The sequence below is a fragment of the Bifidobacterium sp. 7101 genome, assembly GCF_000499285.1.
GTDB lineage: Bacteria > Actinomycetota > Actinomycetes > Actinomycetales > Bifidobacteriaceae > Bombiscardovia > Bombiscardovia apis_A.
In genome coordinates, this window is sequence record NZ_AWUN01000005.1 from 146,781 (window position 1) to 165,158 (window position 18,378).

At 60.6% G+C, this 18,378-nt stretch carries 17 protein-coding genes, 1 tRNA gene and 2 pseudogenes; 7 read left to right on the forward strand and 13 right to left on the reverse strand.

The annotated features are described in order from the left end of the window. Nucleotides 1–505: 505 nt before the first annotated feature. Nucleotides 506–582, reverse strand: a tRNA-Pro gene (locus tag P272_RS0107260). 179 nt (nt 583–761) lie between these two features. On the opposite strand from P272_RS0107260, the gene P272_RS0107265 reads away from it, so the two are divergent. The 7 genes and pseudogenes from P272_RS0107265 to P272_RS0107290 all read left to right on the forward strand — a co-directional run bounded on the left by P272_RS0107265 (nt 762) and on the right by P272_RS0107290 (nt 8,371). Next, nucleotides 762–2,192, forward strand: coding sequence for a UTP--glucose-1-phosphate uridylyltransferase (locus tag P272_RS0107265; protein ID WP_029678878.1), 1,431 nt, complete (start codon nt 762–764; stop codon nt 2,190–2,192). A gap of 144 nt (nt 2,193–2,336) precedes the next feature. Continuing rightward, nucleotides 2,337–3,120, forward strand: a pseudogene (locus tag P272_RS09690) (helix-turn-helix transcriptional regulator); the annotation flags it as partial. Nucleotides 3,121–3,194: 74 nt separating this feature from the next. After that, nucleotides 3,195–4,292, forward strand: a pseudogene (locus P272_RS09695) (helix-turn-helix transcriptional regulator); the annotation flags it as partial. Between the two features lie 21 nt (nt 4,293–4,313). After that, nucleotides 4,314–4,637, forward strand: a complete 324-nt coding sequence (locus P272_RS0107275; RefSeq protein ID WP_029678880.1) for a hypothetical protein — start codon at nt 4,314–4,316, stop codon at nt 4,635–4,637. A 13-nt stretch (nt 4,638–4,650) separates the two neighbouring features. After that, nucleotides 4,651–7,215, forward strand: coding sequence for a DEAD/DEAH box helicase (locus P272_RS0107280; RefSeq protein ID WP_029678881.1), 2,565 nt, complete (start codon nt 4,651–4,653; stop codon nt 7,213–7,215). An 84-nt stretch (nt 7,216–7,299) separates the two neighbouring features. Beyond that, on the forward strand, nt 7,300–7,647 hold the full coding sequence (locus P272_RS0107285; protein ID WP_029678882.1) for an RNA polymerase-binding protein RbpA: 348 nt from the start codon (nt 7,300–7,302) through the stop codon (nt 7,645–7,647). Further along, nucleotides 7,640–8,371, forward strand: a complete 732-nt coding sequence (locus tag P272_RS0107290) for an HAD hydrolase-like protein (protein ID WP_029678884.1) — start codon at nt 7,640–7,642, stop codon at nt 8,369–8,371. The genes P272_RS0107285 and P272_RS0107290 overlap by 8 nt, the downstream gene beginning before the upstream one ends. A 261-nt stretch (nt 8,372–8,632) precedes the next feature. Here P272_RS0107290 and P272_RS0107295 read toward each other — a convergent pair whose 3' ends face one another. The 12 genes from P272_RS0107295 to trpB all read right to left on the reverse strand — a co-directional run bounded on the left by P272_RS0107295 (nt 8,633) and on the right by trpB (nt 18,349). After that, the gene (locus P272_RS0107295) at nt 8,633–9,229 is read right to left on the reverse strand and encodes a MerR family transcriptional regulator (protein WP_029678885.1); all 597 of its coding nucleotides are present in this window, start codon (nt 9,227–9,229) and stop codon (nt 8,633–8,635) included. A 14-nt stretch (nt 9,230–9,243) separates the two neighbouring features. Next, entirely contained in the window at nt 9,244–9,687 is a 444-nt protein-coding gene (locus tag P272_RS0107300) for an FHA domain-containing protein (RefSeq protein ID WP_029678886.1), read from the reverse strand. 6 nt (nt 9,688–9,693) lie between these two features. Then, nucleotides 9,694–10,527, reverse strand: coding sequence for a DUF881 domain-containing protein (locus P272_RS0107305; protein ID WP_081709102.1), 834 nt, complete (start codon nt 10,525–10,527; stop codon nt 9,694–9,696). Between the two features lie 4 nt (nt 10,528–10,531). After that, a complete protein-coding gene (locus P272_RS0107310; RefSeq protein ID WP_015021764.1) occupies nt 10,532–10,864 on the reverse strand; it encodes a small basic family protein in 333 nt (110 codons plus the stop codon). Nucleotide 10,865: 1 nt separating this feature from the next. Next, the gene (locus tag P272_RS0107315) at nt 10,866–11,822 is read right to left on the reverse strand and encodes a DUF881 domain-containing protein (RefSeq protein WP_029678888.1); all 957 of its coding nucleotides are present in this window, start codon (nt 11,820–11,822) and stop codon (nt 10,866–10,868) included. Then, complete coding sequence (locus P272_RS0107320) at nt 11,815–12,429, reverse strand: CDP-alcohol phosphatidyltransferase family protein (protein WP_029678889.1); 615 nt, start codon at nt 12,427–12,429, stop codon at nt 11,815–11,817. The genes P272_RS0107315 and P272_RS0107320 overlap by 8 nt, the downstream gene beginning before the upstream one ends. 4 nt (nt 12,430–12,433) lie before the next feature. Then, on the reverse strand, nt 12,434–13,285 hold the full coding sequence (gene hisG, locus P272_RS0107325) for an ATP phosphoribosyltransferase (protein ID WP_029678890.1): 852 nt from the start codon (nt 13,283–13,285) through the stop codon (nt 12,434–12,436). Nucleotides 13,286–13,335: 50 nt separating this feature from the next. Next, nucleotides 13,336–13,599, reverse strand: coding sequence for a phosphoribosyl-ATP diphosphatase (locus P272_RS0107330; protein WP_029678891.1), 264 nt, complete (start codon nt 13,597–13,599; stop codon nt 13,336–13,338). 31 nt (nt 13,600–13,630) lie between these two features. Further along, the gene (rpe, locus tag P272_RS0107335; protein ID WP_029678892.1) at nt 13,631–14,296 is read right to left on the reverse strand and encodes a ribulose-phosphate 3-epimerase; all 666 of its coding nucleotides are present in this window, start codon (nt 14,294–14,296) and stop codon (nt 13,631–13,633) included. A 90-nt stretch (nt 14,297–14,386) separates the two neighbouring features. Beyond that, nucleotides 14,387–15,298: a prolipoprotein diacylglyceryl transferase gene (gene lgt, locus P272_RS0107340; RefSeq protein WP_029678893.1), complete on the reverse strand. Its 912-nt coding sequence runs from the start codon at nt 15,296–15,298 to the stop codon at nt 14,387–14,389. A gap of 37 nt (nt 15,299–15,335) precedes the next feature. Next, nucleotides 15,336–16,244 (reverse strand): tryptophan synthase subunit alpha, encoded by a 909-nt coding sequence (gene trpA / locus P272_RS0107345; protein WP_029678894.1) that lies wholly within the window; start codon nt 16,242–16,244, stop codon nt 15,336–15,338. After that, entirely contained in the window at nt 16,244–18,349 is a 2,106-nt protein-coding gene (gene trpB, locus P272_RS0107350; protein WP_029678895.1) for a tryptophan synthase subunit beta, read from the reverse strand. Before trpB ends, trpA begins: the two co-directional genes overlap by 1 nt. Nucleotides 18,350–18,378 lie beyond the last annotated feature (29 nt).

The following is an 18,378-nucleotide window of genomic DNA, read 5'->3' on the forward strand; positions in this document are numbered from 1 at the left end:
GGAGTGCTATATATCGACGGCTCCTACTTGCAGACATGGCCTTGCCCAGTCGTAACCTGGGCGGCCTTCGATCACCTATCGTTTATCCGTGCTTTTGCCATGACAACCTCTATGCGTCAGATACCAGCTCATTCCCATCAGCGATAACCAGCATGAACCTGAGTCGCTCTTCGCTGACGAGTAAGAACAGGTATGAGTCAAGCAATGAGCGAAAACCCGGCTACGACTCCGACGAGACTGCTAACGCCTGCAGAGGCGGTAGAAATCCTAGGTGATGTAAGCATCCTCAACGCATGGGGAGCGTGGAAAATCGAACTCCTATACGTGCATATAAGACGAACGGTAAGATGCCGGCCTGAGGATGTGGCGGCCCAAATATTCCGTAACACCATGCTGCCGAATAAGCTGAAGATCTTCCGAATCGGAAGGCGACGTACCTGATATATGCCCGATTCGGGGCAAACAAAATAATTCCAAGGCCTAAGACCTTGGAATCGTTGCTATTTGGTCGGGCCGGCGGGATTTGAACCCGCGACCCCTTGACCCCCAGTCAAGTGCGCTACCAAACTGCGCTACGGCCCGACGGTGCATCAGCACCGAGTAGAGATAGTAGCACAGCGTCACCTGGCCGACAACGGTCCGGCGAGTCCCGGCAAACGAGTCCAGACAGACCGAGCCCCATGATCGACTTGCTATCATTATTCTGAACGGTCGGCGCAACCCGCGTCGGCCGCAAGTCGTCCCAGCCCGGAAGGGGTTCCATGAGCACAGACGTTTTCGACCTTTCGGCCGCGAAGATGCGAGACAAGGGCATGAGCGAAGTCTCCATCAACCAGTTCAGGCATCTTTACGAAACTTGGAAAAGGGGAGATGCCAAGGCCTGCGTGCGCGAGAAGGACGTCACCCCGCTCAAGGATGTGCCCCGCACCAAAGACATCCACGACTCCATGGACATGGACATGGCCTTGGACGCATTCTCCCGCACTGCCTTCATCAAGCTCAACGGTGGGCTGGGCACCTCCATGGGCCTGGAAAAGGCCAAGTCCCTGCTGCCTATCCGTCGCCACAAGGCTCGTCGGATGCGCTTCCTGGACATCATCATGGGTCAGGTGCTGACTGCCCGCAAGCGCCTGGGAGTACCCCTGCCACTGATCTTCATGAATTCCTTCCGCACCTCACGAGACACCATGCGCGTGGTCAAGCAAGACCGCCGCTTCGTCCAGACCGACGTGCCCATGGAGATTATTCAGCACATCGAACCCAAGATCGATGCCGATACTGGCCGTCCTGTTGACTTCCCGGCCAAGCCCGATCTGGAATGGTGCCCTCCCGGCCACGGCGACATCTTCTCGACCATCTGGGAGACCGGCCTGCTGGACACACTCAAGAAGCAGGGAATCGACTACCTGTTCATCTCCAACTCCGACAACCTGGGCGCCAGACCTTCAAGGACCCTGGCCGGCTATTTCGCGCAGTCCGGAGCGCCCTTCATGATCGAGGTGGCCAAGCGGACCGATGCTGACCGTAAAGGGGGCCACATCGTCATTGACAAGACCAGCGGACGCCTCATTCTACGGGAGATGTCCCAGGTGGATCCGCACGACCGCAGCTCGGCCATGTCCATCCGCAAACATCCCTACTTCAACACCAACAGCATCTGGGTCAGGGTGGATACCCTGCGCGACAAGTTGGCCGAATACAACGGTGTGCTGCCCCTGCCCATCATCGAGAACCGGAAGACCGTCGACCCCACCGATCCTTCCACCCGCCCCGTGGTGCAACTGGAGACCGCCATGGGCTCTGCCGCCACGCTCTTCGAAGGTGCCATCTGTGTACAGGTGGACCGTATGCGCTTCCTGCCGGTCAAGACCACCGATGATCTGTTCATCATGCGCTCTGACCGCTTCCATCTGACCGACTCCTATGAGATGGAGGACGGCAATTATGATTTCCCCAACGTCCAGCTGGATGAGCGCTACTACAAGTACATCGCCGATTTCGACGAGCGCTTCCCCTACGGGGTTCCCAGCCTGGCGGCTGCCAACTCGGTCACCATCGAGGGGGACTGGACTTTCGGCAGGGATGTGACCTTGTATGCGGATGCCCATCTAAGCGATCAGGGGCGCTCCTCATACGTACCCAATGGTCAGTATGTGGGACCCCAAGGAATCGAACCGGACGAGTGGGTCTAAGGCCGGGCGCATCAGGGTTCAGCCTGTCAAGAAAAGGGACCATATTTGGGTGTTTGGCTCCCAAGGTTCTGAAAATCAATCTATGATATATAGACGTGCGTTAGGCGCACTGATATACAAAATTTTAACGATACGCGAGGACTGATGGCAGAAGGCACGAACGGAAGACGGCGTTTCTCGGATAAGTGGGGCAAGCACGAACTTGATGTCCTGGCCGTCTTATCGTCCGCTTTCCCGCAATGGCTTACATCACGGCAAATAGCGCAACGGGTCAAGGCCTATGCCGACTCTTATGGCGAGCTGGCCGACCAGGCCGCCAAGGCTGCCTTCGCCAAGCAGTTCCAGCGTGACCGGGCCAAGCTGGCGGCCATGGGCATTGCCATCGAATCCCGTCAGCCCGAGTATTCCTCCAAGTCCGAGGGCCAGGATTTCGCCTCCTACCGTCTGCAGCTGGGGGACGAGCCCCGCATCCGCATGCACTTCAACCAGGAAGACATGCCGGTACTGGCCGCGGCCAACTACCTCGCACGATCCATTGCCATGTCCCAGGAGGCCTGCGAGGAGCCGACCCGACCAGTCTCGCGCACAACGCCCCGAGTGCCACAGGTGCCCATCCCTGGCCTCGGTCTGGACTCCATAGCTCCGGGACTGGGTACTCAGCGCATTCCCGATAACCTGGTCAAGGTCATCGATTCCCGACGCTTCGCCGCCACCGTGGACGTGGACGGGGAGAACCTGAACGTGGCCTATGCCGACTCGGACGATCTGGCCATGTTCGTCCTGGAGCACCCCGATGCCTCCATCGTCAGCCCGCAGGAGGCTGCGGATGCTTTCCGGCGCCGTCTGGATGCAGCCACCCGCTTCAAGCTGGCTGACGAGTCACAGAGCCCCGGCGCGGCGACGGTCATCTCTCCGGAGATTGCACGAACCAGCGTCGAGCATTTCGCCAGTGACCTAAGCGACGACGATACCGACCTTCGGCACGCCCGCCGGGCCAGTGCATCCTCATTCCAGACCGGGTCCGAGGTGGACCGCCGCCTGCGTCTCATGCTCTTCTTGTCCGCACACCTGGGCGAGGAATTCTCCCTGGCCGAGCTGGCCGATCGTTTCATCGGCCACCCTAACAGCAAGGAAGAGCTGCGCAAGTACGTCAACACCATCCATAAGGACATCAACACCCTGACCACGGTCTCGGACGACGGGGAGATGGCCGGCAGCCAGTTCTTCGACATCGACTGGTCCCTGTTGGACGATAGCGGCATCGTCTCGGCCACCAACTCGCTGGGCTTGGAACGGCTGGCTGGCATTTCACCCCAGTATCTGAGCATGCTGACCGCCTCGCTCAACTACCTGGCCCACTCGCCCCTGCTGCCCGAGGAATCCCGCAGCCAGGCCGAGTCGCTCTACCAGCGTCTGCGCACACATGTTGGGCCGGGCGAGACACCCTGGCTCTCCCTCACCGGGTATGAGACAGAACCCAAGAGTTTCTCGGTGGTGCGCCGGGCCATCAAGACCGAGTCCTTGCTGGATATGGAGTACACGGACGCCGCTGGCCGGACCCGCCGCAAGGTTGTGGCCCCAGCCAAGATCTTCGTGGATGAGGGCGTCTACTATGTCGCCGCCTGGACCGACATCGGTGACGCCGCAGAGGGCACAGAGGCTGCAGACGCTCCCTCGGATTCCAGCCGCCACCTCAAACAGGGCACCGGGCGCAACCGGCAGTGGCAGGTTCTACGAATCGCCAGAATCGAGCATGCGACCATCGTCAAACCCAGCCACAAGGTGGAGTTCCCGGACGTACCGGTCAGCGAACTGCGTAAGTGGTCCTTCGACAACGGCACGGCTGCGGTCTTCATCACTGACCGGCCGGACCTGCCCTACATCAAGTCCCTGCCGGGTGCCTCTGTGGAGCCTTGCGGTTCCGGGCAGAAGGTTCACCTGACCGTCTCATCGGACTCCTGGTTCGTAGCCTTCTGCATCGCCCACGCCAAACACATCACCGCAGTGGCGCCCAAGACCCTGCGCACCATGATCCTGGCCCGTGCACAGCGCGAGATCACCATCAGCGACGCTCACGACGAGGAGCAGGACCGGCACTAATTCCGGTCGGAAAGGAGTGCCATGCCTGGATGGATCTGGATCCTTCTTGTGATCTTCATGCTGGCCATGCTGATCTGTGGAGCCGTCTACGCCATCCGTCACGCCATGGCAGCCAGCCGCTCGATCGGACGGGTCTCGGACGATCTGAATCGTCACATGCCGCAACCCCCGGCAGCAGAGCAGTCCCAGGCAACGGATAGGACTAAAGGTCCGGCCTTCGCCCTGCCCCTGTCGCAGTCAACCGAGCGTTACAGTCAGGCTCATGCCCTGGTCCTGCAACGCAAGGAGCAGCGCAGGAGGAACCACGGCCGCATCTGGCGGCGGTGGAAGCAGTTCAATAGGTAGTTCTTGGAGGAACATGTCAGGTCATCGTCACCACGGACAGGATTCATCGACATCCGAACCGGGGCCGGCGGAACGTTACGCCCGTTTCAGTCGTCATCGCAAACGCATGACCGGAGCGCCCGCACGCTTTCAGTCCAAGCTGCCCTTCCCTCTGGACGACTTCCAGCTGGAGGCCATCACCGCCCTGGAGGATGGTGACAACGTCCTGGTGGCCGCTCCCACCGGTGCCGGCAAGACCATTGTGGCCGATTTCGCAGTATTCCTGGCCCAGGAGCAGAACGTCAAGACCTTCTACACCACTCCAATCAAGGCGCTGAGCAACCAGAAATACCATGACCTGGTCGACCGCTACGGAGAGGACCGAGTGGGGCTGCTGACCGGCGACACCTCCATCAACTCCGAGGCGGACATCGTGGTCATGACCACCGAGGTCCTGCGCAACATGCTCTATGAGCAGTCCTCCACCCTGACGGCCCTGAAGTACGTAATCCTGGACGAGGTCCACTATCTGGCCGACCGCTTCCGGGGGCCCGTCTGGGAGGAGGTCATCATCCACCTGCCGGCCTCCACCCGCATTGTGGGACTGTCGGCCACCGTGTCCAACGTGGAGGAATTCTCCGACTGGATCTCCTCGGTGCGCGGACGCACCCATCTGGTGGTCTCCGAGCGCAGGCCCGTGCCGCTGGAGCAGCATGTCCTGGTCCAGGCCGACAGACACACCGAGCCAGAGATCCTGGATCTGTATCGGCATGACGGCTCAGGACGGCAGACCCCAAAGATCAACCCGCGTCTGGTCTCCCGGTTGGCCCAGCTGGACAAGGCCGGACAGGAGCGCATCCAGGCCCGCGACAAGGGGCATCACCATCGCCATGGCCGTGGCGGCAGGCCGGAGCGACGGATGGGGGAGCGGTATCGTCCAAGCCGGGCCGACGTGGTCGATGAGCTTGACTTCATGGACATGCTGCCCGGCATCTACTTCATCTTCTCACGCACCGGCTGCGACCAGGCCGTCCAGCAATGCATCCGGGCAGGGCTGCAGCTGACCACTGACGAGGAAGCCCGCCGTATACGGCACATCGTGGACTCCATGGCCGCCGGCCAGCTCAGCAAGGAGGATCTCAAGGCGCTGGGATTCTCTCAATTCCGCTTCGCTCTGGAGCAGGGTTTCGCCGCCCATCATGCCGGGGTAGTCACCCTCTTCCGGCAGATAGTCGAACATCTGTTTGAGCTGGGCCTGCTCAAGGTGGTCTTCGCCACCGAAACCCTGGCCCTGGGCATCAACATGCCCGCCCGCTGCGTTGTGGTCGAAAAACTGGAGAAGTTCGACGGCACCGGCCATGTAGCCCTGACACCCGGCGAGTTCACCCAGCTGACCGGTCGGGCAGGCCGGCGCGGCATCGATGACATCGGCCATGTGGTGGTGGTCGATCACCGGGACTTCAGCCCCAAGACCATGGCCGCGCTGTCCAGCAGAAGGGTCTACCCGCTCCACTCCAGCTTCCGGCCCACCTTCAACATGGCCGTCAACCTGCTCAACTCCTCCAGCTACAGCCGGGCCAGGGACACCCTGGACCACTCCTTTGCCCAGTGGGAGGCCAATCGATCAGCCTCGGAGCTGGAGGAGCGCATCGAGACCCTGACCAGCGGCCTGGAGGACTACCGGAAGGCGGCCCAATGCAGCCGTGGCGATCTGATCGAGTTTATGCGCATCCGTGCAGCCCTATCCTCGGCCCAGAAGAATGATCGCCGCCGCTTGAAGCGTCAAAGGTTTACCAGCGAGAAGGCTCGTGACCGGGCATTCCGTGACCTTGACCTGCACATCGACCAGCTGCGCGAGCAGGAACGCAACCATCCCTGCCGCCAGTGCCCGGACCTACCCAAGCATCTGCGCTGGGGGAACCGGTGGATCCGCATGGACAAGGAGTTGCAGCGCACCCGGGAACAGTACGAGTCCAAAACCGGATCAGTCTCACGCCAGTTCGACAGAATCTGCCAGATTCTGGCCGATCTGCACTACACCCGCCCAGTGGACCCTGACGACTGCCGGCTGACCAGGAAAGGCCAGCTACTCCGGCGCATCTACAGCGAGCAGGATCTAAGCCTTGCCGAGATCCTGGATCGTGGCATCCTCGACGATCTGGAGCCAGCAGAACTGGCGGCCGCAGTCTCCGGGCTGGTCTACGAATCCCGCCGTGGGGTAGGGGAGCAGCCGGGGGAGAGGGCAGGTTACCGTGCTCCCAGGTTGGCTGAGGCCATGGAGGATATGAAGCGTCAGTGGTCCCAGGTGCAGGAACGCTGTGATCAGGCTGGATTGGAACTGCCCCCGGAAATCGACTTTGGCTTGGGGCCGACCATCTACGACTGGGCCTGCGGCGACTCGCTGACCACCATCCTGCATGACAGCGATTTGACGGCGGGGGACTTCGTGCGCAACGCCAAACGCCTGTCCGATGTGCTCACCCAAATCGTCCAAGTGGAACCCTACCTGGGCAGGGGAGGGCATCACCTGGCCAGGACTGCCAGCATCGCCGCAGACCAGGTAAATCGTGGCATTGTGGCTTACACCGGCGTGGAGTGAACACAGGCCCAATCAGGGAATAAGTTTCAGGTCAACACTGTTCTGTAGCTTGGAGGCAGTGACGGACACGAGTATGGAGGAATCATGGCAGAGCGTAGTCTTCGCGGCATGAGTATTGGGGCGAAGTCCCTGGAATCCGATCAGAATGTGGACTTCGCAGCACGCAGCGAGGTCGCCTACATCTGCCCCAAGGGCCATCGGACCATTCTGCCGCTGGCTGAGGGCGCTGAGGTGCCGCAGGAGTGGGAGTGCCGCTGCGGGCAGATCGCTCACCTTGAAGGACATGACGAGCAGGATTCCGGCAAGACCGGCAAACCGACCAGGACCCATTGGGACATGCTGTTGGAGCGTCGATCCGAGGACGAGCTCAAGGCCGTGCTGGACAAGCGCCTGAAAATGCATCGCGAAGGATGGTTCCCCGACTATGAGTAAATCACCGCGCCGCCTGGTCCTTCTGGACCTCGACGGCACCCTGACTGCCTCACATCCAGGCATTATCGCTTCCGTGGTACAAACCTTTAAAGATCTCGGTTACCCCGTGCCCGATGAAAGCGAGCTTCGCAGATTCATCGGACCAGCCGTGAAAGTATCGTTGCGTCGCAACGGCGTCAGGGAGGAAGACCTCGACAGGGGCGTACAGATATACCGGCGCTATTACAGCGAGATAGCAACATTCGAGGATCCGGAACATCCAGGACAACACATCCCTGGACGCCTGCTCGCCACAGTCTTCGACGGCATCCCCGAACAGCTGAATCGTATGCGCGAGCATGGTCTGACATTGGCTGTGGCCACCTGCAAGCCTGAGTATCAGGCCCTACCGGTCTGTGACCACTTCGGACTGACGCCACTGGTAGATGGCGTCTTTGGCGCCAGCAAGGATTCCACGCGGATTACCAAAGCCCAGGTCATCACCTACGCACTAGAGCAGATTGGCTTCAATGTAAAGCTCGGCGACCGAGCCCTTATGGTCGGCGATCGCTGGACTGATGCTGATGGTGCGCAGGAAACCGGTCTGGACTGCCTGGGATGCGGCTGGGGTTATGCCGAGCCCGGAGAACTTGAGTCTCACGGCTGCTATCGAGTCATCAACCAAGTCAACCAATTGTGCCAGGCTGCCGAGGAATACTTCGGCAAAGACCAGACTCAGCACTGAGTCGACCAGAACTGTATCCTGCCTTTTAGGACCACCTAGGGCCACCCGAGATTACCTGGGTGGCCCTTTGCCATCTGTGAGTGAAGCTAGTGAAACGTCACCAAGTCTGACCACAAGAAATCGACCATGAATCACTGAAAAATGAGAAAATCGTAATCTTGACCTAATAAGCCGATAATGTACGTTATGTCAAATTACTTATCGTTTTTCTCCCCCATTTACGCCGCCACATGCCGTTCGCTCAATGCTGTCCTCGTCGATTCATGCAGCCCGCTGACGCTGCTCATGCTGGTGCTCCAGACGCTGGCGCAGGCGCATGGCCGTCAGCTCGTCAATGGGCCGCTCGGGCAGTCCTGGGGTCAGCTGTCCGGTAGTCAAATCCACGTGATCGCAGGTCTGCAATTCCAGATCCATCCGATGCCAGATAGCGCCCACAGAGACAGCAAAAACGGCGCGCCCGGACTGCATCAACGCGAAGACCTGATCCGGGCCTGAGCATTCGGTGACCTGATCACCGTCGCAAACCACGGTCACATGCTCAAGCTGACCCACAGTTCGACGCTCAAGGTAAGCCACAGTGCTCGTAGCGTTGACCAGGTTGACACCGGCATCCAGAAGGCGCTTGAGAACAGCCAGAATAACCACATCTTTGAAGGAATAAAGTCTACGGGAGCCTGAGCCATGCGAGGCCTTGATCGAGGGCTCTACAATCCGCTTCCGAGCCCAATAATCCAGCTGTCGATAGGTGATGCCTGCCACCTTGGCCGCGACCGTGCCCCGGTAGCCTCGAGTTGTGCCCTCGGCCTGCTCAGCCGAAAAGAGTTCACCTTGGACCAGCGCCGGCATCTCATCGGCCATGTCATTGCCCCCTGTCAGCTCTTGGCGATGACTGCCCGGTTATCGAAGTAAACCAGCCTGAACTTGCCGATCATGATCTCATCTCCGTTGTGCAGGTCGGCCTGATCCACGCGTTCGCGATTGACGTAGGTGCCGTTGAGGCTGCCCGTGTCCTCGACACGGAAGCCATGATCGGTCCGTACGAATATGGCGTGCGCCCGGGAGACCGTCGAGTCGTCCAACAGAATGTCCGCCTTCGGATCGCGGCCCACACTGACCTGGTCTTCGTCCAGCAGATAGCGCGATCCCGACACCGCTCCCCTGGTGGAGATCAGCAGGGCTGTACCCTCAGGCAATCGGGCCATGGTCTCCAGATCGTCCTTGGTAAGTGGACGGTCACCGTTGGAGGTGACTGGAATGTTCAGGGCCGGCATGCCGATGATGGTCGTCTCGCCCGCAGTGGGAATAGGATCTGTCATAATTGCCTATTCTACAGGCTTTGCATACTGATAGTCCTGCACGCGTCGAACCTGGTCGATTCTGACACTATCGGACTGGTCCACCGATACGGATGCATGGAATTGCACCTTGATCCGCGAGCCCACTCCCCCGGCGATCTGAATGGCGTTCTGTAGGCTGTCCGGGTCCCCGATGGCCTTGACGACATAGGGGCTGTGCAACTTGGCGTGGTCGCACTGCAGGCCGGTGCGGGTATCCAGCAGATAGGTGTTGGTGACCACCCGGACATCATTGAAGGATATGACCTCGGCCCCGGCGTTGCGCAGCTCCTCAATCAGGTTGAACATGGTGGAGGCATCCACACGATCACTGTCCTCGGTGACCCTCACCACCACTCCCCTGCCCTGTGCAGGCAGCCGTCCGGACAGAATGCCACTGCTCTGTTCGTTCTGCTGGGCGATGCGGGCGGCCTCCTTTTGCTTGTCGGCGGCAGATTTAATCGAGGTAAGCTGCTGGTTGAGCTGGCTCTTGCGCTCCTCCAGCTTATCGACCTGATTGCTGGTCTCGTCCAGCACCCGCACCAGCTCTTCCTCGGACAGACTCTGGTAGGAGGACTGGTTATTGCGCACCTGCACGGCGTACCCGAAGCCCAGCAGGGCGCACATAAGGGCAACCAGGACGCTGGTGACCAGCCTGACCCTGGTGGCGTTGGAGTTGAGCGTGCGCAGAGGCCGCCGACGAACCACTGGGAAAGCGCCGGTCTGCGTATCGTCCGATGGGGCCCTGACCCGTCCAGGCCTCCTGGGCGGAATGCTCTTGGGCATCTGTTCATCGCGTTTCTTCCTGAGGGTGTGTCTCATATGCTCACCCCTTGAAAATGAACCGTCGAATAGCGGAGACATTGGAGAAGATGCGGATGCCCAGGACCACGATGACGGCCGTGGACAGCTGGGAGCCCACACCCAGCTGGTTGCCCAGGAAGACCAGAAGTGTGGCCGTAATCACATTGGAGATGAAGGAGACCACAAAGACCCGGTCCGAGAAGCTGCGCTCGAAATAGGAACGGACCGCGCCCATCAACGCATCCAGTGCGGCCACCACCATAATGGGCAGGTAGGGCTGCAGGACGATGGGAATGTCGGGCTTGAGGAAGATGCCCGCCACCACGCCTAGAATCAGGCCGAGAATTGCCGACATGTCAATGACTCCTTCCGGCATAGGACAGATTGGGCAGACCGACGGCATCCAGGTTCAGGCGTCGCTGCTTGTTCACATTGACGGTGATATTCGCATTCTTCAGGTCACGCAGACGACTCTGCAGATCACTGCGAGACATCAGATCAGACAGGGCACCCTGGTCGCCTATGGCTTCGATCTTGTAGGGGGCCTCGATGGAGGCGGTCCCCACCAGGATGGTCTGACCAGCCGTGCGCACGGAGGTCTGCGTTCCTATTCTATTGCCGTTGATGGCGATGGCCTCGGCTCCCGCAGACCAAAGCTTGGTCAGGAACCACTGCAGGTCCTGGTCGGTGACCAGTTTGATCTGATCGGCATTGTCCCGGGAATCCTTGGATGCTATAGGGTTTGCCAGAGTGATGACGATGCCCTGGCCCTGCACCTTGCTGGTGCCGTTGGTCAAATCGTCGGCCGTCTGCGTGCCGTCCTGACCTTGGCCGCCCACTTGACCCGAAAGCGTGTCGATATTGCCGTTGAGGTCCGAAATCTGCCCGTTAAGATCGTTGGCACGCTTGCTGACTGCTTCCACCTGGGTAATCAGCTTTTCGCGCACCTTCTGACGCGGGTCCCTGTGGAGCACTTGCACTATGCCCGTGCCGGCCAAGCCGACAAGCACACAGATGACAAAGACCAGAATCCTGTTCACCCACACACTTACCGGTGATCTACGCTCAGCGGGCAACAGGCGGGCATCCTCGAACATGGGATCCATGGGGCGGTTGGTCAGGTCATCGATCAGCCTCAGGGATTCATCGGCCATGCGCCGACGTATGGACTCCTGGGCAGGCTCGGAGCTCTCCTGATCCACATAATGACGCTCCAGGCCAGCAGTGGAATGCGAAAAAGCCGCCCGGCGGTGAATCAGGGCACGGTCGGGCGGCACGGGGAAGGATTCAGGCGTCATCTGTGGCTCAGTCATGATGGCTGTCCTGACGAAGCAGTCCAATACCTTGACGTGCGTAGATCAGCCCCGCCAGCCAGTAAAGCGCCACACCCCAGATGACAGCCGCTAGAGCCACCAGATGGAAGACACGGAAGAAGGAGGAAGTGCCCACATCCGCAAAAATCAGGGCAGGTATGGCCAGCATGAGCACGGCCGTCCCAGTCTTGCCCGCGAAGTGCACCGGCAGAGGGCCGTAATTATGCTGGGCCAGCGCAAGAACCAGCAGGCCCATGAGCACATCCCTTGCACCGACCAGGGCCAGAAGCCACCAGGGCAGTATGGAGGCGATGCTCAGAGCCAGGACGGAGCAGAGAATGAGCAGGCGATCGGCCACAGGGTCCAGAATCTGGCCCAGCTTGCTGACCTGGTTGAACCTGCGGGCAATGATCCCGTCCACACCGTCCGACAGGGCCGAAATCAGCATGACCACCAGGGAAATGATCAGATGGCGGTTGGCCACCAGGTAGGCAATAAGGGGTATGGAAAGGATGCGAAGCAGGCTGATGACATTCGGTACAGTGAGAATCACGGACCGCGGCTCAGGGCTGTACCTGCTGCGTGAAATTCGATCGATCAGTGCCATCCGACTACATTCTAGAAGCTTGAAGGGCGGTTACAAGGATGGCGCGCGCACCAATCTTGTAGAGCCGGTCCATGAGATTGTTCACCTGGTCCCTGGGTACCATGGCCCTGACAGCCGCCCACTGCTTGTCATGCAGGGAGGAGACTGTCGGCGATTCGTACCCGGGCGTGATGCCTACAGCCATGGCTACACGCTCGACCGGGATGTCGTAATCCATCAGTACATAGCGGCGGGCTGTCAGTACACCCTCCAGCCTGCGGGACATGACCGCCAACCGTTCATCATGCGGATCCAGGCGGGGCGACCTGATGAGAATCCCCTCCGATTTCAAGATGGGATCGCCGAAGACCCTGAGCCCTGCATTGCGCAAGGTGGTACCGGTGGAGACCACATCGGCAATCAGGTCGGCGACTCCAAGCTGAACCGACGACTCCACTGCCCCGTCCAAGTGGATCAGTTCGGCCTTGAGTCCCTTGCTGGTCAGATAGTCCTCAAGAAGCCGGTCGAAGGTGGTGCCAATCCGCTTGCCGTCCACGTCCTGCAGACTCCTGATGGCGCTGGCTTCGGGAGCGGCGAACCTGAAAGTGGAAGCGCCGAATCCCAGCTGCGTGACTTCGACGGCCCCGGTACCGGAATTGAGCAGAAGATCACGCCCGGTGATGCCCAGATCGATGGTTCCCAGGCCGACATAGACGGCTATATCATTGGGCCTTAAGTAAAAGAGCTGGATGTCGTTATCGACATCATCGACCACCAACTGCCGGTCGTTGGAACGCAGACGATAGCCGGACTCTGACAGCAGCCTCCATGCGGGCTGGGACAACATGCCTTTATTGGGCACCGCGACCTTCAACACGGCAACCTCCTAATTGCGGAAGCGAATCTACTGCGGGATGGGATTGGGAGTCACAGGTACCTGTAGACATCCTCCAGGGTGATGCCCCGATCAATCATCATGACCTGGATGTGATACAGGAGCTGGCTCATCTCCTCAGCCGTCCGCTCCTTGCCCTCATACTCAGCGGCGATCCAGGTTTCCCCGGCCTCTTCATTGATCTTCTTGCCGATGAAATGCGTGCCCTTGTCCAGCTCTTCAACAGTCAAGGATCCTTCTGGGCGCTCCTTGGCCTTGGTCATGAGCTCCTCAAACAACCCATCGAAGGTCTTCATCTGGCTATCTCCATTCTTCCTGCAAAACCTGTCAGTCCTTGTAGCTTACCTGCGCGGCCTGCCTGATCTGGTCAATGGCCTTGGCCGGGTCGTCAGCACCGTACACTGCTGATCCTGCCACCAGGACATCGGCTCCGGCCTCTGCCACGATGGGAGCCGTGGTGGGGCTTACCCCGCCATCCACCTGGATGTGGGTCTTAAGGCCCCGGGCAGTGATCTGGTCACGTAGACGACGGGTCTTGGGCATCTGATTGTCCAGGAACTTCTGGCCGCCGAAGCCTGGCTCCACGGTCATGACCAGAATCATGTCAAACTCATCGAGAATATCGAAGATCGGCTCCACAGGCTCGGCAGGGCGCACGGCCAGGCAGGCCTTGACCCCCATGTCGTGAAGCTGGCGGGCCAGACGGACCGGGGCATGGACGGCTCCGGTATGGAAGGTGACGGAGGCGACACCCAGCTTGGCGAATTCAGGGGCCCAGCGGTCAGGGTCCTCGATCATCAGATGCACGTCCACCGGCAGATCGGTCACCTGGCAGATGCGCTCCACCACAGGCTCGCCAAGCGTCAGGTTGGGAACGAAATGGTGGTCCATCACATCCACGTGGACCATATCGGCATTGGCAATAGCCTTGAGATCCCGCTCCAAGTTGGCGAAATCGGCGGAAAGAATGCTGGGTGCTATCTGAATGCTCATGGAGTTTATTCTATGTTGTACGGAAGACCGGCCGCAGCGGTTTGTGGCTTGATTGCACAGGTCCCGGCCCTTGGGTGGCCGACCCCTGACCTACTTGCTCTGAGCCTCGGATTCCTGACGGACCTCGAGCTCGGTGATGGTCCTTAGTTTTTCGGACAACAGGGAGGTCGGCTTGCCCTTGCGCGCTATGAGGACGAAGGCTGCAGCAGCCAGGAAGAAGACCGTCATGGACACCCAAACGTTGACTCTGACCCCCAGAAATTCATGGGCGAAGTCGATGCGAAGGGCTTCGATCCAGGTGCGCCCCAGGGTATACCACATGACATAGAGGGCGAAGAGGGAGCCAGCCTTGAGCACGTTCACCGCCTTGTGGCCAATCCAGACCAGGAGGGCTGCGCCGATCAGATTCCAGATCATCTCATACAGGAATGTGGGCTGGAAGAGAGTGCCGGTCGGGCAGGTGGCCCCGTCGTAGCACTGTTCGCTGCTACCGATGGCGGAACCTGCCGCGTCGATCTTCAGACCCCAGGGCAGCGTGGTGGGAGCTCCGTAGAGCTCCTGATTGAACCAGTTGCCCAGCCGGCCGATGGCCTGGGCCACCAGAAGGGCAGGAGCCACGCTGTCTGCCAGCAGGGCAGTCGGGTAATTCTTGTGACGGCACCAGGCCCAAGCTGCCAGGGCTCCCAAGAGGACCGCACCCCAGATGCCCAGACCGCCACGCCAGATGCGCAGGATGTCTGCTGGATTGCCATTAGCTCCAAAGTAGCGTTCGGGTGTGGTGATGACGTGATAGAGCCTTGCGCCGACGATGCCGGCCGGCACCGCGCAGATGGCGATGTCCAGAATCTGGTCGGTCCGGCCACCCTCCTTCTTCCAGCGCCTGGCCGTGATCCAGGCAGCCACGATGATGGCCAGGAGCATGGTCAGGGCATAGAACCTGATGGTGACCGGCCCCAGTTGGAAGCTGGATATTCCCGGCGATGGAATGTAGGCAAGCGTCATAAAGCCCCAATCTAGCCCCTGGACCTTACAGCCCCGCTCACTTCCTGGACTGGGAGATGCCCCAACGTAGATCTGAACAAATCTCAGCCAGTGACTCCAGTGCCTTTCTGCGGTCCTTCCGCGGCCTGCCCTCGTCATCCAGAAGGCAGTGGACCAGAGCCGAGCCGACGATGACCCCGTCCGCGTAGGCGCCGACCTGGGAGGCCTGCTGGGCGGTCGAAACCCCGATGCCCACGCAGACATAAGGAGCGCCCGCATTCCTGACTCTCGCCACCAAATTCTGGGCTGAATTGGACATGCTGGTCCGTTCGCCGGTCACGCCCATCCGGGAAGTCGCGTAGACGAAGCCCCTGGCAGCACGGGAGGTGATCTGCAGACGAGCATCGGTGGAGTCGGGCGAGACCAGATAGACCCGATCAAGGCCGTAGCGGTCAGACTGCTCTATCCATTCCCCGGATTCGTCGACGATCAGATCGGGGGTGACCAGCCCGGCCCCACCGGCCTCGGCCATGCGCTGTGCAAAATCCGCCACCCCGTGATGCAGGATCAGATTCCAATAGCTCATGACCAGAGCCCTGGCACCGTCCGCCTGGACCTGACGCACCGCATCGAAAACACCCTCGACCTTGACGCCATTGTCGATGGCGCACTTGCTGGCCGCCTGAATGACCGGACCATCCATGACCGGGTCGCTGTAGGGCAGTCCGATCTCGACGATATCGACCCCGCTTCGCACCATGACCCTCATGGCCTCCAGGGATGTGGGCACATCGGGGAATCCATAGGGGAAGTAACCGATGAAGGCCGGCCTGCCCTGCTGGCGGAGGGCCTGCAGCGTGGACGCCACCGGGCTGCTCGCGCGGCTGAACCCCTTGGGCTGGACGGGCTGGACAGACTGGACGGGCTGGACGGGGGCTTTCTGCCATTGCCATTGCTGGTTGACCATCAACGGGCCTCCTCTTCTGCTTGATCGCTCTTGTCGTGCCCGGCCTGGGCTTCCAGAGCGCTGGCCTCCTGCTCGGACAGGTAGCCGAACCATCTGCCCGCCGTGGCCACATCCTTGTCGCCCCGGCCCGAGATGTTGATCAGAATGACAGGATTCCTGATTCCCTTGCGCAGAAGGTCCGTTGCCGCCTTGCTGGCTCCGGCCAAGGCGTGCGAGGACTCCAGGGCAGGGATGATGCCCTCGGTCCGGCAGAGATCGCTGAAAGCCTGCATGGCCTCCTTGTCGGTCGCATAGTCATACTTGACCCGGCCCATGTCGTGCAGCCAGGCATGCTCAGGCCCCACCGAAGCGTAATCCAGGCCGGCGGAGATGGAGTAGGTATCCATGGTCTGGCCCTGGTCGTCCTCCAACAGATAGGACTTGGTCCCCTGGAAAACGCCGACCTGACCGGTGCCGGGCGACAGACGGATGGCGTGTTTGCCTGAACTGGGACCGTCTCCACCGGCTTCGTATGCGTAGAGGGATACCCGGGGATCGTCCAGGAAGGTGTTCATGATGCCGATGGCGTTGGAGCCTCCGCCGACGCAGGCCACAACTCCGTCAGGATGGTCGATGCCGTATGCGGAAAGCTGTGCGGAGGCCTCTTCGCCGATAATCTTCTGAAAGTCCCTGACGATGGTCGGGAAGGGATGGGGGCCGGCCACCGTGCCCAGCAGGTAGTGGGTGGACTCCACGTTGGTCACCCAGTCGCGCAGGGCCTCATTGATGGCGTCCTTGAGGATCCTGGTCCCGGTGGTCACCTCGACGACTTCGGCTCCCAGCATTCGCATCCTGGCAACGTTCAGGGCCTGTCTGCGGGCGTCGACCTGCCCCATGTAGATTCGGCACTTGAATCCCAGGAGGGCGCAGACCGTAGCCGTGGCCACGCCGTGCTGCCCGGCACCGGTCTCCGCGATGACCCGGGTTTTGCCCATGCGCTTGACCAGGAGCCCTTGGCCCAGGGCGTTGTTGATCTTGTGGGCGCCCGTGTGGTTCAGATCCTCCCGCTTCAGGAAGACCCTGACCTGGCCGCCGACACGATCGCTGATCAGCTTGGCGAACCTGGGAGCCGGCGTCAGGGCCGAGGGACGCCCCACATAGACCCGGTTGAGCCTGTTCAGCTCCTCCCGGAAGGCCGGATCGGCCTTGGCCTCCTTGTAGACCCGCTCCAGCTCGTCAAGGGCGCCAACCAGGGCCTCAGGTACAAAACGTCCGCCATAGGGGCCGAAATAGGGACCGTCATGGGTCGACAGGGGCCTGGCCTCGGCGGCCTTGAAACGGTGACCAGCCTGAACCAGCAAGCGAACCGTACCCTCCTGGTCCTGGGAGGTGACCAGCCCCTCTCCGATCAGGACCGCATCGGCCCCAGCCCGGGCATAGCGCTCCAACTCGACAGTCCCGAACACTCCGGACTCGGCCACCTTGACCACATCCTTGGGCAGGTTGGAAGCCAGCCGGGCATACTGGTCGACGTCAACGCTCAGGTCCTTCAAATTCCGGGCGTTGATGCCGATCACCCTGGCGCCGGCCGCAATTGCCCGCTCGATCTCCTGACGATCATGGGTCTCCACCAGGGCGGTCATGCCCAGGCTCCCGGCCAGATCGAGCAGATGCTTGAGGCGGGTGTCATCCAAGGCCGCCACAATCAGCAGAATCATATCAGCTCCGTTGGCCCTGGACTCCCAGACCTGGTAGTCGGAGACGATGAAGTTCTTGTTGAGCACGGGAATGCCCACGGCTTGCCTGACCTCCCGCAAATCCTCCAAGGACCCCAGGAAGCGCCTGCCCTCGGTCAGGACCGATATAGCCGAGGCGCCCCCATTGGCATACTGCCGGGCCAGGGCGGCAGGATTCTTGATGTCGGCAAGATACCCCTTGGAGGGCGAGGCGCGCTTGATTTCCGCGATGATCGGAATACCAACGCTCTCCCGGAGCAGTCGGCCGGCGTCCAGAGGTTTGCGCTTCATGCTCCTGACCTGTTGCTTGAGGCTTTCCAAAGGAATCTTCTGTACCCGGCTCCTTGCATCCTCCACGGCGCCGGCCACCAGTTCATCCAAGACGGTCATAGAGCCCTTCCCTCCAGTTTCCTGTATGT